This window comes from Falsiroseomonas ponticola (genome assembly GCF_016805305.1).
GTDB classification, from domain to species: Bacteria; Pseudomonadota; Alphaproteobacteria; order Acetobacterales; family Acetobacteraceae; genus Falsiroseomonas; species Falsiroseomonas ponticola.
In genome coordinates this window covers 246,948-261,829 of the sequence record NZ_JAERQN010000006.1, presented here as the reverse complement: position 1 = coordinate 261,829, position 14,882 = coordinate 246,948, and the positions used below count along the sequence as shown (strand labels likewise).

The following is a 14,882-nucleotide window of genomic DNA, read 5'->3' as shown; positions in this document are numbered from 1 at the left end:
GACGGGGATGACCATGATCGTCACGCGCTTCGCCCCCAGCCCGACCGGCTTCCTGCATCTCGGCCACGTCCATTCGGCCCTGGCGGGCTGGAAGCGGGCGCGCCAGGCGGGCGGGCGTTTCCTGCTGCGGATCGAGGATATCGACGGCACCCGCTGCCGGCCGGAATACGCCGCGGCGATCGAGGAGGACCTCCGCTGGCTGGGAATCGACTGGGATGGGCCGGTGCGCGTGCAGTCGCGGCACTTCGCGGATTACCGGCTGTCGCTGGACCGGCTGGCGGGGATGGGGCTGCTCTACCCCTGCTTCTGCACCCGGGCCGAGATCGCCCGCGAGATCGCGGCGAGCGGCGGCGCCCCGCAGGGGCCGGATGGCCCGCTCTATCCCGGCACCTGCCGGCGGCTATCGGCGGCGGAGCGGGAGGCGCGGATGGCGCGGGGCGACCCCTTCGCGCTGCGACTCGACATGGCGGCAGCGGTGGCGCGGGTGGGGGCGCTGGACTTCGAGGAGGAGGGGCGCGGGCGGCTGCGCTGCGACCCCGCGCGCTTCGGCGATGTGGTGCTGGCGCGGAAGGAGGTGCCGGCGAGCTACCACCTCTGCGTCACCCATGATGATGCGCGGGATGGCGTGACGGTGGTGACGCGGGGGGAGGATCTGCTGCCGGCGACGGACCTGCACCGGCTGATCCAGGCGCTGATGGGCTGGCCGGAGCCCGCCTATCGCCACCATGCCCTGCTGGTGGATGCGGAGGGCCGGCGCCTGGCGAAGCGCGACGGCGCGCTGGCGGTGCGCGCGTTGCGGGAGGCGGGGCGGAGCCCGGCGGAGGTCAGGGCGATGGCCGGCTGGGCCTAATGCCCCCCGCCCAGATACGCGTCCCTGATCTCCGGCCGCGCCAGCAATTCCGCCCCCGACCCGCTCATGGTGATCCGCCCCGTCACCAGGACGTAGCCGCGATGGGCCAGGCGGAGCGCCTGGTTGGCGTTCTGCTCCACCAGCAGCACGGTCAGGCCTTCGCTTTCGTTCAGCGCCTTGATGGCGGCGAAGATCTGGCGGGAGATCAGCGGCGCCAGGCCGAGCGAGGGTTCGTCCAGCAGCAGCAGCCGGGGCTTCGACATCAGCGCGCGGCCGATGGCCAGCATCTGCTGTTCGCCGCCGGAGAGCGTGCCGCCGCGCTGCGCCTGGCGTTCATTGAGCCGGGGGAAGAGGGCGAAGACGCGCTCCAGCTCCGGCGCCGGATCATGGCCCATGGCCTGGGCGCCCATGATCAGATTCTCCAGCACCGTCATGCGCGGGAAGATGCGGCGGCCTTCGGGGGACTGCGCGACGCCGCGGCGGATGATCTGGTGGGTGGGCATCGCGGTGATGTCCTCGCCCTCCAGCAGGATGCGGCCCGATCGCGCGCGGGGATCGCCGCAGAGGCTCATCAGCAGGGTCGATTTGCCGGCGCCGTTCGCGCCGATCAGCGTCACGATCTCGCCGGGATCGACATGGAGGGAGACGCCCTTCAGCGCCTCCACCGCGCCGTAGAAGGTGCGGAGGTCCTGGACCTCCAGCATCGGAGCGGCCGCGCTCATTCCTCCTCCGCCTCCCCGAGATAGGCGGCGATGACGTGCGGGTCCTGGCGGATGGCGGCGGGCGGGCCTTCCGCGATCTTCTTGCCGTGGTCGAGCACGACGACATGGTCCGAGATGCGCATGACGATGCCCATGTCGTGCTCGATCAGCAGGATGGAGGTGGGCGCGGCGCTGGTCGCGGTGCCGTCCCGGATCGAGAGGAGCAGGCGCGCCAAATCGTCCGACTCGCGCGGGTTCAGCCCGGCCGCGGGCTCATCGAGGCAGAGCAGCGAGGGTTGCGTGCACATGGCGCGCGCGATCTCGAGCCGCCGCTGGTCGCCATAGGGCAGCGAGCCCGCCGGATCATCGGCGCGGGCGATGAGGCCGATGGCGCGCAGCCATTCGGCGGCACGCTCGATGGCCGCGGCCTCGGCGGCCTTGTAGCCGGAGATGCCGAGCAGCGCGCCGATGCCGAAGCCCGTCGCCTTGTGCAGCGGGCCATGCTGCGCGATCAGCAGGTTCTCCAGCGCCGTCATGCCGGCGAAGAGGCGGATGTTCTGGAAGGTGCGCGCGACGCCGGCGCGGGCGATGTTGTGGTCCTTCAGCGTGTTGAGGACGACCTCCCGCCCCTCCTGCGTCGAGAGCCGCACCGCGCCGCCGGTCGGGCGGTAGAAGCCGGTGATGCAGTTGAAGACCGTGGTCTTGCCGGCCCCGTTCGGGCCGATCAGCGCGGTGATGGTGCCGCGCGGCACCTCGAAGCTGACGCGATCGACGGCGAGTAGCCCGCCGAAGCGCATGGTCAGCTCCTCCACGCGGAGGATGTCGGCGGCGAGGGTCGTGCTCATCCCCGGCCCTCGCCGACATACTCGGCGCCGATGGCGCGGCGCTGGCCGAGGGCGACGGTGGGGGTGCGGGAGCCCACCAGGCCGCGGGGGCGCAGCACCATGATGGCGACCATGGCGGCGCCGAAGACCAGCATCCGCCATTCATCGAGGTCGCGGAACAGCTCGAACCCCCCGATCATCACGATGGCCGCGACCGCGACGCCGACCTGGCTGCCGAGGCCGCCCAGCACCACGATCGCCAGGATGATGGCGCTTTCGATGAAGGTGAAGCTTTCCGGGCTGATGAAGGCCTGGCGGGTGGCGAAGAAGGCGCCGGCGAAGCCGCCGAACATGGCGCCCAGCGCGAAGGCGGTGAGCTTCGTGGTGGTAACGTTGATGCCGAGTGCGCGGCAGGCGACCTCATCCTCCCGCAGCGCTTCCCAGGCGCGGCCGATGGGCTGGCGGCGGATGCGGATGGTGACCCAGTTGGTCAGCAGCGCCAGGCAGAGGATGAGGTAGTAGAGGAAGACCACGCGATGCGTCGGGCTGGGTTCCAGCCCGAAGAAGCCGGCGAAGGTGCCGGGGCCGCCGGACATGCTGAAGGGCAGGCCGAAGAAGGTGGGGCGCGGGATGCCGCTGATGCCGTTGGGCCCGCCCGTCAGCTCCACCCAGTTCAGCAGGACGACGCGGATGATCTCCCCGAAGGCGAGCGTGACGATCGCCAGGTAGTCGCCGCGCAGCCGCAGCACGGGGAAGCCGAGCAGGATGCCCCAGAAGGCCGCGAGGATGCCGGCCAGCGGCAGGCAGACCCAGAAGGAGAGGCCGAAATACTGCGCCAGCAGCGCGTAGGAATAGGCGCCGACGGCGTAGAAGGCGACGTAGCCGAGGTCGAGCAGCCCCGCGAGGCCGACCACGATGTTCAGCCCCCAGCCCAGCATGACATAGGTCAGCACGAGGATGGCGAGGTCGAGCTCGTAGCGCCCGATGCCCGGGATGGCGGGCAGCACCACGGCCACCAGCAGCAGTCCCGTGCCGAACAGGGCGCCGGCCCTGGCCAGCGGCCCGGCGAGCGAGCCGCCGGCCTGCGCCATGAAGCGCGGCGTGACCCAGAGGCCGATGGCGAGGCGGAGCGCGAAGACGAGGGCGCAGAGCATCGCGAGCTCCGCCCAGCGCGTGCGCAGGAACAGCGCGCCGGTCGGGCTGACATCGGTGCGCAGCCCGACCATGACGACGAAGAGGCCGAAGGCGATGGCGGTGGCCTTGGCGGCGTCCCGCAGGGCGGGGCCGAACTCCTTCATACCTTCTCGACCTCCTGCCGGCCGAGCAGCCCGGTCGGCATGAAGATCAGCACGATGGCGAGGATGGAGAAGGCCGCGACATCCTTGTACTGGACGGAGAAATAGGCGGACCAGAAGGTCTCGATCAGGCCGATCAGCAGCCCGCCCAGCACCGCCCCGGGCAGCGACCCGATGCCCCCCAGCACGGCGGCGGTGAAGGCTTTCACCCCCGCGAGGAAGCCGATGTAGAAATCGATCACGCCATAGCGCAGCAAATAGAGCGTGCCCGCGACGGCGGCGAGGGACGCGCCGATGACGAAGGTCAGGCTGATGGTGCGGTCGGTGTCGATGCCGAGCAGCGATGCCATCTTCCGGTCCTGCTCGCAGGCGCGCATGGCGCGGCCGAGGGGCGTTCGCGTCACCAGCCAGGTGAAGATCGCCAGCACCGCGAGAGTCGAGGCGATGATCAGCATCTGCATGTAGGAGAGCTGGACGACGAAACTCCCTTCCCGCATCAGCTCGATGCCGCCGGGCAGCTGCGGCTCCAGCGGCTTCACCCGGGCGCCCTGGCTGACCTGCACGAAGTTCTGCAGCACGATCGACATGCCGATGGCGGAGATCAGCGGCGCCAGGCGGAAGCTGCCGCGCAGCGGGCGATAGGCGATGCGCTCCACCGTCCAGCCATAGAGCGCGGTGAAGGCCATGGAGATGGCCAGCACCAGCAGGATGGCGGCCGGGCCTTCCATCAGCCCGCCGGAGATCAGCATCACCATGGCGGTCAGCGCCACGAAGGCGCCGATCATGAAGATGTCGCCATGGGCGAAGTTGATCATGCCGATGATGCCGTAGACCATGGTGTAGCCCACCGCGATCAGGCCGTAGATCATGCCGAGGCTGATGCCGTTGATCAGCTGCTGCAGCGCATAGGCCAAGGCGGACGGTCCTTATCCCGGGTCACCGAACGGTCAACGAAGCGCCGCGACCGCGCAAGGGAATTCCCTGCCGGTGGCCGTGATGATGAGGAGGGGGATGGATGGTGCCCAGGGCCGGCGTGGCGAAGGCCAAGTAACTCAGCCCCCTAGCGCCTGGTGGGACCATACGGAGGACCAGGAAAAACCTGGGCTTCCGGAGGCGAGTGTCCCACCGGCGAGACGGATTTTCAAGCCATGAACCCCACCGATTTGCGGCTGGCGGTTCACGCCAATGGCTTCCGGCCGGTGCCCGTTTCTTCGCCCGACATGGGCGGTCCCTCCGCCGGGAAGCGCCCGACGATGAAGGATTGGGCGCGCGCCTGTGCCGAGGCCGATGCCGACGCCATTCGGCGATGGGAGCGGGATCAACCGCGCTGCACGAATACCGGCCTGTTGTGCGGCGACCTGGTCGCGATCGATATCGACGTGCCCGTGCCCGAGCTGGCGGGGCAGGTCGAGGCCCTGGCGTCGGTGATGGTCGGTCCCTCGCCCCTCCGGCGGGTGGGTCGCGCGCCCAAGGTGCTGTTCTGCTACCGGGCGGAGGCGCCGATGCGGAAGGCATCAACGCCCGAGCTGTTCATGCCGGACGGCACCAAATGCCAAGTCGAAATCCTGGGCGAGGGCCAGCAATTCGTCGCCTTCGGCATCCACCCCGACACCCGCGCCCCCTACACCTGGTCGCATGCCAGCCCGGAGGCCGTCGCCCTGTCCGCCCTGCCGGTGGTGGCGGAGGGCGGCATCCGGGCCTTCCTGGTGGCGGCGGAGGCCGTCATCCGGGCCGCGGGTGCCATGCCGGCGCGGGAGCGCGAGGCGGCATCCCGGCCGCCCGCCGCGAAGCCCCTGGCCGTGGCCCAGCCCGCCCCCGTCGCGCGCCGCCAGGGCGAACGCCCTCCGGCCTCGACCCGCGCGCCTGCCGGCAAGGCCGGCGCCTTCTTCGTCGAGGTCAACAAGCGCGCGCTGGCGGAGCTGGGGCGCTGGGTTCCGACCATCTTCGGGCCGGCGGCGAGGGAGGAAGCCGGCACCGGGGCGTGGCGCGTGGCGTCGCGCGACCTGGGGCGCGGGCTTGAAGAGGACCTGTCCCTGCATCCCCTGCTGGGCGGTCACGACTTCGGCACAGGGGAGTCCTGCAGCCCGATTGACGTGGTCATCGCCTGGGGTGGCGCGCCAGGCGCCAGGGAAGCCGGCCTGTGGCTGTGCGACCAGATGGGCATCGATCCCGCGTCCCTGGGCTGGAAGCCCCTTCCCTGGGCGGCGGAGAGGCCGCCGGCGCCCGCCAGTGAGGCGCGGGGTGGTCCAGCACCTCCCAAGCCGTCGATCGGCGCCAGCACGCCGCCGCCCTCGCGTGGTCAGGCCGCCCCGGCCGAGCCGCCGGAGGATTGGCCCGAGCTGGTGACCGAGGATGCGGTGGCGGAGCTGTTCATGCGCCGGCACGGCAAGGTGCTGCGCTACTGCCACGATAGCGGCGCCTGGTTCCGCTGGGACGGCGCCATCTGGCGGCGGGAGAAGACCAAGATCGCCTTCGCCTGGGCGCGCGTGGCGGCGCGCGAGGCCGCGGCACGCACCGACAACGACAAGGCGATTCTCTCCGCCGGCCGGGCCGCCTTCGCCTCGGGTGTCGAGCGGCATGCCATGGCCGATCCGCAGGTGGCCGCGCTGGCCGATACCTGGGACCCCGACCCCTGGCTGCTGGGCACGCCGGGCGGCACCGTGGATCTTCGCACGGGTGAGCTGCGGCCCGCGCGCCAGGCGGATCACATCACCAAGGCGGTTGCGGTGGCGCCGGCCGAGGATGCCGCCTGCCCGGCCTGGCTGGCCTTCCTGCACCAGGCCACGGGCGGGGATGCGGACCTCATCACCTTCCTGCAACGGTGGTTCGGCTACGGCCTGACTGGCGACACGCGAGAGCATGCGCTGCTGTTCGTCTATGGCCCCGGCGGCAACGGCAAGGGCGTGCTGCTGAACACCATGGCGGGGATCATGGGCAGCTACGGCACCACGGCCGCGCTGGACACCTTCACCGCGGCCTATGGCGACAAGCACTCCACCGACCTCGCCATGCTCCACGGCGCGCGCTTGGTGATGACCACGGAGACCGAGGAAGGGAAGGCGTGGGCGGAGGCGCGCATCAAGGCCCTGACCGGCGGGGACCCGATCACGGCCCGCTTCATGAGGCAGGACAATTTCACCTTCCTGCCCCGCTTCAAGCTCACCATCAGCGGCAACCACAAGCCCGCGCTCAAGAACGTGGATGACGCGGCCCGGCGCCGCTTCAACATCGTGCCCTTCCTGCACAAGCCGGAGCGGCCCGACCCGACGCTGCCCGCCAGGCTGCGGGCGGAGTGGTCCGGCATCCTGCGGTGGATGATCGATGGCTGCCTGGAATGGCAGCAATTCGGCCTCGGCAAGCCGGCGGCGGTGCAGGCCGCGACGGAAGAATACTTCCAGGCTCAGGACGCCTTCGGGGCCTGGGTGGCGGAGCGCTGCATCCTCGACCCGAACCTGGCCGAGCAACCCGGCGTGCTGCTGGCCGACTTCAACGCATGGGCATTGAAGAACGGGGAGCAAGCGGCATCGCGTCATCGCTTCCGGGGCTGGGCCGAGAAGCAAGATCGCTTACGCTTCAAAGAGATACGGGGCTATCGGTTCATCCAGGGGATAGGCCTTCGGACCATGGAGGGTGCCCAGGGTGCCCATGGGTGCCCATGATTCCGATTATGCCCCACACGCGCGTGCGCGAGCGTGATGCGCCCTTACGGAAAGATGGGCACCCATGGGCACCCTTGGGCACCCTAGACGGTCCGGCCCCATCCCTGGCGGCTTCGCTGGAGGCCCTCGCCGATCGGGTGCGGCGCCTGGTGCCCGACCGACGCGATCCCGAACGCTTCCACGCCGACAAGTCCGACCTGGTCGCGGAGCTGCGCACGCTCGCCCGCGCCATCGAGGCCCGGCCCGTGGCGGGGAGGGGCACCCCGTGATGGGTCCCTCCCGCCGCCACCGCAATACGGGGTGCAAACGCGCCCGAGTTCGCTAGTTGCGAGGTAGTAAAAGGGTGCAACGGCGCAACAAGGGGTGCCCCTGTTGCGCAACAAGGAAAGTAACGATGGACAAGACGACAATCACCGAAATTGCGAGGCGCATCGGTGTTCACAAATCGACCGTATCGCGCCAGGCGAGGGCCTGGGGGCTGGTGGGGCGCGATGGGCTGGTGGACTTCGACGCCTACCAGGCGCACCGCGCGCAAGGCCTCGACCCCGCCCTGCAAACCACGGGGGCACCCTCGGTTGAACATAGGGTGCCCGAGGCGGAGGACGCCGCGCCGGCCGCACCAGGCCGGGAGGATGCCAGCCCCACCCTGGTTGCCGAGCGGACGTTGAAGCTGGCCGCCGAGCGGCAGCTCGCCGAGATCGAGTTGAAGGTGAGGCGCGGTGAGCTGGTGGAGCGCAAGGCCGTGGCCGCGGTGCTGGTGCCGTGGGTGCGGGAGCTGCGCGACGCCCTCATGGCCGTGCCGCGCGATCATGTCCTCGACCCCGTCCAGGCCTCGGCCTGCGAGGATGCGCTATCGGCCGAGCTGCTGCGCTTCAGCGAACGCCTTGCCGGCGCCGGTGGTCAGTGATGGGGCTGCGCCTCCATCATGGAGGTGCAGCCTGCCAGCGCACGCAACCGAGGGGCCTTCCCCCATGGTTGCCCGGCAAGCGTTGTGCTGACGGCAACGGATGCAGGCGCGACTGTCACCCCAGCCGTGACGGTTGGCGCCAGGCTAGGCCTGCGGCTTCCGGAGCCGCACCCCGGCGCCGCCGCCATTCTCCGCGATGAATTCGACGCCGGCCGCTTCCAGGGCGGTTTGCACCTTCATCGCGTTGGCCGCCGAGCTGCGCTCGACGCCATGCTTCTCCATGCGCTGGATTGTCGGAAGCGACAGGCCTGAGCGTTCGGCGAGGTCGCGCTGCTCCCATTCGAGGAAGACACGCGCGGCCTTGATCTGCTTCGCCGATATCATGCTTCAAACATCATCCATGATGCGTGGCGCTTGACGCCGAGTTTCGTCGCGCCTTATGTCTCGCACATCACCCGTGATGTTCCAAGCGGAACCGCCGGGGATCGGCCGAGCGTGTGGGGGTAGGAGCCCGCCCGCCCGGCCTGACCGCAACCCAGGCCCAGGAGCCCGGATCATGGCTGACGCCATTCGTACCATCACGCTGAACAGAAGGGCACTGGCCGCGCCCGCCGCCCTGATGGTCAGTCTGCCCCTCCCCGCGGCGGGGAAGGGTGTCAGTTCAACCCACACCCCTGCCGGCGATGCCGCCCTGTTCGCCCTGGCGGAGGAGCTGCGCCACGCGGAGGCCGCCGTGGAACGCGCCTGTGACCAGCACACGGTCGCCGAGCTGGCGGGCGATGACGCCGCCGAGGCCGTGGCGGAAGCCGAGTATGAGGCCGCCGCGGTGGAGCGCGACGACCTGGTGGCCCGGCTGGCCGCCACCCCCGCCACCACCCTGCCGGGCATGCTGGCGAAGGCCATGCGCGTCGTCTGGCAAATCCGGGAGGAGACCGGGCACCAGGTCCTCGCCGCCGAATACGACCTGGCCGCCAGCGTGTTCGCCGATGGCCTGCGGCTGCTGCCCGCCGCCGATCCCCGCCCGGCCGCGTCGCGGAGGCTGCCGGCATGAAGACCCGCACCCCTCCCTCCCTCGCCGAGCTGCGCGCGCGGATCGCGGGCGAAATCGATCGGCTGATCTTCCTCCTCGACCTCCTCGACGGCGACCCGGATTGCGAGCCGGACCCGGTCGAGGATGACGACGACGCCGAAGCGTCCCTGCAACCTCTCACCCTGGCGCGAATCGGGGGCGAGGCATGAGCGCCGCATCCCGCCGCGGCCTCTTGGCCGCCGTCGCCGCCCCTGCCGCCCTGGTGCCGGTGGTCGGTGCCCCGCCCGCGCTGGCCGATGCCGACGCCGTCCTGCTGCGCCTCCACGACCATGCCTGCCGCGCCTGGCGGGAGGAACGGGAGGCCATGGAAGCCGGCTGGCGCGCCGCCGAGGGCCAGGGCGGCGACGTGGCGCAGCTCGCCGACGCGGTCGATTCGGCCTTCGATCGCTTCGAGGCTGCGATTGACGAAATGGCCGCGCGCCCGGCCGCGGGCATGCCCGGCCTCGCCGCCAAGGCCGCCGCGGTGGCGCTGTTCGTGGAACACGCGACTTCCGGCCTGAATGAGGCGGAAGCCGAGCTTCTGGCGAGCATGGCGGAGGATGCCGCCCGCCTGCTGGCGCCGCGCGCCTCCGCCGGCATGTTCGAGGCCCTGAGAAGATCGGACGCCGCGCTGATCGAGGCCTGCGACGCCTGGCTGGAGGCCGGCGACCAGCTCCAGGTCGCCAGCGATGACCTGGCGGCGGGCCTCGACCTGGTCGCCCGCCGCTGCGCCGCCCTCGCCACCATCACCGGCACCCGCGCCTTCACGCGGATGGGCCGGACGGCGAAGGCCATGGTGCTGCTGAAAGTCACCGGGGGCCGCGACACGCCCGATGCGCGGCTGGCGGCATCGGTGGCGGGGGACGCGATCGGCAGGTAGCACGGCGCTGCGAAAAAAGACGATTGCTTGTTTGCGTGCAACTGCGGTAAGCAAGCAATTGTCTTGCATTGAGGTATCCCATGCGTTCCGATGTTTTCCGTAGGAGCGACTTCACGACCGGCGATGTTGCCGAGGCTCTCGGGCTGCCCCGCCAGACCGTGACCGACACCATCCGAAGGGCGCATCTCGACACTTCCGGGGCAGGCTCGCACGCGCGCCTCACCTTCGCGCAGGCTGTTGCGGTCGGTGTGGCTCGTCGGATGATCGATAACGGGCTGCATGTGACGCCGGCCGGTCACGCGGCGCGAGCCGCCACGCCGGCACTGGAAGAATTCGCGTCGTTGCTCGCTGCTGCCGCCGATCGTGGCGCGGATGGCCTGTCGGCGCTCGCTGCCGAACAGCAGCAGCACCCGTGGCTGGTCGTCGGCGTGTCGTTTCGCGAGTTCGGGGGACATTCGGAGACGATCGTCCGGCCGCAGCTCATCAGCGCCGCGCGCCTGCACGAGGCGCTACCCCAACTCGCGCCGCTCATGACCGTGTCCGTGCCCCTGCTGCCGATCATGGATCGGCTGGCCCGCGGCCTGGCGGCGCTGCCGGCTGCCGAATCCTGACACCACGCAACGGAGATCCATCATGAGTGCCGCACAAGGCCGAGAGGCCGCAAACGACGATGAGAGGCGTAGGAGCTGGTTACACCTCGACCTGCCTTCCTGCGAGTTCCGAAGCCTCATCGATGATGGCGCTTCCGGGCACGGTCGCGCCTACTACTCGCCGCCCGAGCAAGAGATTGCGTGGCTTGTCCATGGCAACGGCGTGGCGCTGCGCATCGGGTCCTTCGATGACGCCGCGAGCCTCGCCGCGGTGCTGCTGGAGGTCGCGGTCAAGCTGCGCAAGACGGAGGCGCAGCGCGTCCACCTCGACGCGATCCTGGCCGCCGCCGCATCGGCGCCGCAGCATATCGAGGTGACGATCAACGCGCCGCCCGAGGCCATCGCGGGCGACGACTTCGTCCACGCCGTCACCGGCGCCGTCGAGCGCGCCCTGGCGCAGCGTGCGGGTGCCCCCCATGCCTGAAGCGCTGATCCCTCCAGGGAAGGTCGCCTTCTTCCCCGTGCCCACGGGCTTCATGGACGCCATCGGCCTGCCGGCCGCTGGTGTCGCGCTGCGGCCGAACGGTGAGCTGGTCGTGGTCGGTGGAGGAGAGGGTTTCGCCGCGCGCCTGGCACCGCCGGATATGCGCGAGCTGGCCGCGCTGCTGGTCGCACTGGCCGACCTGGCGGAGGCGCCGCAAGAGGACCCGATCGAAGCCTTCTTCTCATCCTCCCTTCCCGCGAAGGAAGCCCGGCAGTGAGCGGTAGCATGATGACCGCCGATGCCACCTTCGGGCCTGGGACTTACGATCCGGTCACGGGCACGGTCGTGGCCGTGCTTTCCACCCCCGCGCCGGTGCTTCGCTACGACGTGCTCACCGGGGAGCGCTTCGAAGAAGTGCTGCCGGGCATGGGCTGCAATCTGGCGCGGGCTAACGCCGGCCTGGTGCAGCTGCTGACCGATCACAAAGCGGTGGTCGGGTCCGTGGTCGGTAGCGTCGTGCCCGGCAGCGCGCGCGTCGAGGCGGGGCGGATCGTCGCCACGCTTCGCTTCGACCGCAGTTCACCCGAGGGACGCGCTATCGAGGCCAAGGTAGCCGCCGGCCATCAAGGCGGCGTCTCTGTCGGCTACCGGGTGACGGCCTGGGAAACGATCGACCGCAAGGGCAACGTGCCGCGCCGCGAGGCGCGCGCCTGGGAGCTGCTGGAAGTCAGCTTCGTGCCCGTCCCCGCCGATGCCGGCGCTGGCGTCCGCACGGCCATCCCCACAACCCCCTCCACCACCAGGGCGGCCGCATCGGCGCCCGCACACCAGGAGACTACCGTGAACACCACCACCACCCAGGACCATGGGGGCGGCAGCGCTTCCCCCGAAGTCATCACCCGCGCGGAGCGCCATCGTGTGCGGGAAATCCAGACCCGAGCCCGTGCGCTGGGCCTCGACGCGGCGCTGGCCGATGAGCTGGTCGAGAGCGGCGCCACCATCGATGCCGCATCAACGCGTTTCGTCGATGCGCTGGCGGCCCGCACGCCGCAGGCGCCCAGCGGGCCGCGTGTCGACACGCGGGGCGGCGCCGATCGCACCACGCGGATGGCCGAAGCCATGGGCGAGGCGCTTTTCTGCCGCGCCCTTGGAGGCACGCCGAGCGAGCGTGCCGCCGAGTTCATGGCGCTGCGCATCCCGGACATGGCGGCGGAGCTGCTGGCGGCCGGTGGCGTCTCCACGCGCGGCATGGCGCCGGACCAGGTCATCACCCGGTCGATGCATACGACCAGCGACTTTCCCATCCTGCTCATCAACGCCAGCCGGCGGGCGTTGCTCGATTCGTTCGTGCCCGCAAGCAGCGGTCTGCGTCGCGTGATGCGCATGCGGCAGACGAATGACTTCCGGGCGCTGAGCGTGGCTCGCTTCGCGGGTGTCGATAAGCTCGACCGGATCAATGAGGGTGGCGAAGTCAAGCAGGGCACTGGGTTCGAAAGCGCCGAGACCTATCGCGTCATCACCTACGCGAAGCTGTTCAATCTCTCGCGCCAGGCGTTGGTGAATGACGATCTTTCCGCCTTCACCGCGGTCAACGTGATGGGGCGGGCGGCGGCGAATACCGAGGCCGATACCTTCGTGGAGCTGCTGGCCGCGAATGCCGGCGCCGGCCCGACGATGGCGGACGGCAACCCGCTGTTCCGCACCCAGCGCGGGAACCTGGCCGCTGCCGGGACGGAGCTGAATGTGAGCACCCTGTCCCTTGGTCGCACTGCCATGCGGGTGCAGCGGGATCTGAACGGCGTCGTGGTCTCCAATGGGCCGCGTTACCTGGTGGTCGGTCCCGCCCAGGAGACGGCCGGCGAAAAGGTGCTGGCGGAGATATCGCCGGCCACGGTCGATGGCGTGAACCCCTTCGCCGGCAAGATGGAGCTGGTCGTGGAGCCGCGCCTGACGGGCAACCAATGGCTCCTGTTCGGCGATCCGGCCACGTCGCCGGTGCTGGAGCTTGCGACGCTGACCGGGACCAACGGCCAGCCGCAGGTCGAGAGCTTCGTGAAGCCCGAACAGCTCGGGATCACGATGCGGGTGGTGCACGACTTCGGCGTCGGCGCCGTGTCGCCGATTGGCGCCTGGCGGAACCCCGGCCAGGCCTGAGAGACGGCCACCGCCGGGGCTCTCTGGCGCGCGGCCTCAGCGCGTATCCCCTCGCTGGCCCGGCGGGGCCGGCATGAACGGCGAGGGGAAAGAGGCTCTACCAAGGGCGGCCCGGTCGGGCCGGGCCGCCCGCCCTCTCATCCGGGAACCCAATGACCAGCGTCGCCGCCTTGCCCTTCGTGCCGCGTATCCTTCGCCGCGAACAGGCCGCGCTTTATCTGGGCTTGGGTGTCTCGACCTTCGATGCCGAAGTGGCCGCCGGCCGCATGCCGATGCCGGTTGCCGTCACGCGGGGCGTGAAGGGGTGGGATCGCTTCGACTTAGATGCATGGGTCGAGGACCGGAAGGCCGCCACCGGCTGCGCCAGCGGCGCCAATCCATGGGACGATGCGGGATGATCGAACGCCCCCGCCGCTGGAAATTCACGGTCCAGGACAAGGACCGGCACGGCAACGTGCGCACCTATCTGCGCCTGCCCGGCAAGCCCAAGGTGCGGCTTCACGAGACGCCTGGCACCGATGCTTTCGAGGCTGAGTATCGCCGCGCCATCGACGCGAAGCCGGTGCCGCCGAAGGCGCCCGTGCGGGCGATCGCACCCGGCAGTGTCGATGCCTTGGTGGTCGCCTACTACGGAAGCGCGGCCTTCCGCGCGATGGATGAGCGGTCCCAGCGGGTGCGCCGCGGCATCCTCGACCGGTTCCGGATGGCGCATGGCGACAAGCCGGCCGCGCGCCTGGAAGCCCGCCACCTGGTGCAGATACGCGATGCCCGCGCCGACACGCCGGAAGCCGCGAATGGTTTGCTGAAAGCCCTGCGGGCCGCCTTCCGGCATGGCGTCGAGGCCGGGCTCGTGGCCGATAACCCAGCGGCCCGCGTGGCCTACCTGCCCAGCGCGAATCCTGATGGCTTCCACGCCTGGACCATGGCGGAGGTCGAGCGATTCGAGGCCGCCTATCCGGTCGGCACGCTGCCGCGCCTGGCGCTGGCGCTGCTGCTCTACACGGGCCAGCGGCGAAGCGATGTGGTGGCGTTGGGGACGCAGCACTTACGCGATGGCGTCCTGACCTTCACGCAGGTGAAGGGCCGCCGCCGCAAGCCGGTGCGGCTGTCCATCCCGGTCATTCCCGAGTTGCAGCGCATCATCGATGCCACGCCGCTGCCTCCGCCGCCCAAGGGCAGCGCGATCGGCGCCCTGGCCTTCCTGCGGAACCAGGCCGGCAAGGCCTATACGCCGGACGGCTTCGGCAACCAGTTCAGGCGGTGGTGCCGAGCTGCTGGCCTGCCCGAGTGCTCGCCCCACGGCCTCCGCAAGGCCGCTGCAAGCCGCCTGGCGGAGCTGGGGTGCAGCGCGCACGAAATCATGGCCGTGACAGGCCACCGGACCCTCAAGGAAGTTGATCGTTACACCCGCGAGGCGGCGCAGCGGGTGATGGCGCAGAGCGCGATGAAGCGCATGGCCGAGGACGCCG

The 14,882-nt window shown here is 70.4% G+C and carries 15 protein-coding genes and 1 pseudogene; 11 read left to right on the top strand and 5 right to left on the bottom strand.

The genetic code is table 11. The features are described from left to right. The first annotated feature begins 7 nt into the window (after window positions 1-7). Complete coding sequence (gene gluQRS, locus JJI54_RS19070; protein ID WP_456305605.1) at window positions 8-850, top strand: tRNA glutamyl-Q(34) synthetase GluQRS; 843 nt, start codon at window positions 8-10, stop codon at window positions 848-850. Here the strand turns inward: gluQRS and JJI54_RS19065 are convergent. The 4 genes from JJI54_RS19065 to JJI54_RS19050 are packed head-to-tail and all read right to left on the bottom strand — an operon-like array spanning window position 847 to window position 4,584. Continuing rightward, window positions 847-1,572: an ABC transporter ATP-binding protein gene (locus JJI54_RS19065; RefSeq protein ID WP_456305604.1), complete on the bottom strand. Its 726-nt coding sequence runs from the start codon at window positions 1,570-1,572 to the stop codon at window positions 847-849. The two genes, gluQRS and JJI54_RS19065, sit on opposite strands and share 4 nt — an antisense overlap. Further along, window positions 1,569-2,396: an ABC transporter ATP-binding protein gene (locus JJI54_RS19060; protein ID WP_203074637.1), complete on the bottom strand. Its 828-nt coding sequence runs from the start codon at window positions 2,394-2,396 to the stop codon at window positions 1,569-1,571. Before JJI54_RS19060 ends, JJI54_RS19065 begins: the two co-directional genes overlap by 4 nt. After that, the gene (livM, locus tag JJI54_RS19055; protein WP_203074636.1) at window positions 2,393-3,673 is read right to left on the bottom strand and encodes a high-affinity branched-chain amino acid ABC transporter permease LivM; all 1,281 of its coding nucleotides are present in this window, start codon (window positions 3,671-3,673) and stop codon (window positions 2,393-2,395) included. Before livM ends, JJI54_RS19060 begins: the two co-directional genes overlap by 4 nt. Continuing rightward, window positions 3,670-4,584 carry a branched-chain amino acid ABC transporter permease gene (locus tag JJI54_RS19050; protein WP_203074635.1) on the bottom strand — a complete coding sequence of 305 codons (915 nt, stop codon included), beginning with the start codon at window positions 4,582-4,584 and terminating at the stop codon, window positions 3,670-3,672. The genes livM and JJI54_RS19050 overlap by 4 nt, the downstream gene beginning before the upstream one ends. 234 nt (window positions 4,585-4,818) lie before the next feature. On the opposite strand from JJI54_RS19050, the gene JJI54_RS19045 reads away from it, so the two are divergent. Both JJI54_RS19045 and JJI54_RS19040 read left to right on the top strand, forming a co-directional pair. After that, window positions 4,819-7,329, top strand: coding sequence for a phage/plasmid primase, P4 family (locus JJI54_RS19045; RefSeq protein WP_203074634.1), 2,511 nt, complete (start codon window positions 4,819-4,821; stop codon window positions 7,327-7,329). A 394-nt stretch (window positions 7,330-7,723) separates the two neighbouring features. Then, window positions 7,724-8,236, top strand: coding sequence for a hypothetical protein (locus JJI54_RS19040; protein ID WP_203074633.1), 513 nt, complete (start codon window positions 7,724-7,726; stop codon window positions 8,234-8,236). A 144-nt stretch (window positions 8,237-8,380) separates the two neighbouring features. On the opposite strand, the gene JJI54_RS19035 is transcribed toward JJI54_RS19040, so the two are convergent. Beyond that, window positions 8,381-8,620, bottom strand: coding sequence for a helix-turn-helix domain-containing protein (locus tag JJI54_RS19035; protein ID WP_203074632.1), 240 nt, complete (start codon window positions 8,618-8,620; stop codon window positions 8,381-8,383). 172 nt (window positions 8,621-8,792) lie between these two features. On the opposite strand from JJI54_RS19035, the gene JJI54_RS19030 reads away from it, so the two are divergent. From JJI54_RS19030 to JJI54_RS33120, 8 genes and pseudogenes are all read left to right on the top strand, one after another. Further along, a complete protein-coding gene (locus tag JJI54_RS19030; RefSeq protein WP_203074631.1) occupies window positions 8,793-9,287 on the top strand; it encodes a hypothetical protein in 495 nt (164 codons plus the stop codon). Beyond that, entirely contained in the window at window positions 9,284-9,475 is a 192-nt protein-coding gene (locus JJI54_RS19025; RefSeq protein WP_203074630.1) for a hypothetical protein, read from the top strand. Before JJI54_RS19030 ends, JJI54_RS19025 begins: the two co-directional genes overlap by 4 nt. Then, window positions 9,472-10,185: a hypothetical protein gene (locus JJI54_RS19020; RefSeq protein ID WP_203074629.1), complete on the top strand. Its 714-nt coding sequence runs from the start codon at window positions 9,472-9,474 to the stop codon at window positions 10,183-10,185. Before JJI54_RS19025 ends, JJI54_RS19020 begins: the two co-directional genes overlap by 4 nt. Window positions 10,186-10,265: 80 nt before the next feature. After that, window positions 10,266-10,796: a hypothetical protein gene (locus tag JJI54_RS19015; RefSeq protein WP_203074628.1), complete on the top strand. Its 531-nt coding sequence runs from the start codon at window positions 10,266-10,268 to the stop codon at window positions 10,794-10,796. 202 nt (window positions 10,797-10,998) lie between these two features. Beyond that, window positions 10,999-11,259 (top strand): hypothetical protein, encoded by a 261-nt coding sequence (locus JJI54_RS19010; protein ID WP_203074627.1) that lies wholly within the window; start codon window positions 10,999-11,001, stop codon window positions 11,257-11,259. Continuing rightward, window positions 11,252-11,536 carry a hypothetical protein gene (locus JJI54_RS19005; RefSeq protein WP_203074626.1) on the top strand — a complete coding sequence of 95 codons (285 nt, stop codon included), beginning with the start codon at window positions 11,252-11,254 and terminating at the stop codon, window positions 11,534-11,536. Before JJI54_RS19010 ends, JJI54_RS19005 begins: the two co-directional genes overlap by 8 nt. A gap of 8 nt (window positions 11,537-11,544) precedes the next feature. Continuing rightward, on the top strand, window positions 11,545-13,413 hold the full coding sequence (locus tag JJI54_RS19000) for a prohead protease/major capsid protein fusion protein (protein WP_203074625.1): 1,869 nt from the start codon (window positions 11,545-11,547) through the stop codon (window positions 13,411-13,413). A 922-nt stretch (window positions 13,414-14,335) separates the two neighbouring features. Then, window positions 14,336-14,776, top strand: a pseudogene (locus JJI54_RS33120) (tyrosine-type recombinase/integrase); the annotation flags it as partial. Window positions 14,777-14,882 lie beyond the last annotated feature (106 nt).

Bases quoted from the DNA above. Each gene is read 5' to 3' on its own strand.
- gluQRS (WP_456305605.1), top strand. From the start codon at position 8: ATGACCATGATCGTCACGCGCTTCGCCCCCAGCCCGACCGGCTTCCTG.
- JJI54_RS19065 (WP_456305604.1), bottom strand. From the start codon at position 1,572: ATGAGCGCGGCCGCTCCGATGCTGGAGGTCCAGGACCTCCGCACCTTC.
- JJI54_RS19060 (WP_203074637.1), bottom strand. From the start codon at position 2,396: ATGAGCACGACCCTCGCCGCCGACATCCTCCGCGTGGAGGAGCTGACC.
- livM (WP_203074636.1), bottom strand. From the start codon at position 3,673: ATGAAGGAGTTCGGCCCCGCCCTGCGGGACGCCGCCAAGGCCACCGCC.
- JJI54_RS19045 (WP_203074634.1), top strand. From the start codon at position 4,819: ATGAACCCCACCGATTTGCGGCTGGCGGTTCACGCCAATGGCTTCCGG.
- JJI54_RS19040 (WP_203074633.1), top strand. From the start codon at position 7,724: ATGGACAAGACGACAATCACCGAAATTGCGAGGCGCATCGGTGTTCAC.
- JJI54_RS19035 (WP_203074632.1), bottom strand. From the start codon at position 8,620: ATGATATCGGCGAAGCAGATCAAGGCCGCGCGTGTCTTCCTCGAATGG.
- JJI54_RS19030 (WP_203074631.1), top strand. From the start codon at position 8,793: ATGGCTGACGCCATTCGTACCATCACGCTGAACAGAAGGGCACTGGCC.
- JJI54_RS19025 (WP_203074630.1), top strand. From the start codon at position 9,284: ATGAAGACCCGCACCCCTCCCTCCCTCGCCGAGCTGCGCGCGCGGATC.
- JJI54_RS19020 (WP_203074629.1), top strand. From the start codon at position 9,472: ATGAGCGCCGCATCCCGCCGCGGCCTCTTGGCCGCCGTCGCCGCCCCT.
- JJI54_RS19015 (WP_203074628.1), top strand. From the start codon at position 10,266: ATGCGTTCCGATGTTTTCCGTAGGAGCGACTTCACGACCGGCGATGTT.
- JJI54_RS19005 (WP_203074626.1), top strand. From the start codon at position 11,252: ATGCCTGAAGCGCTGATCCCTCCAGGGAAGGTCGCCTTCTTCCCCGTG.
- JJI54_RS19000 (WP_203074625.1), top strand. From the start codon at position 11,545: ATGATGACCGCCGATGCCACCTTCGGGCCTGGGACTTACGATCCGGTC.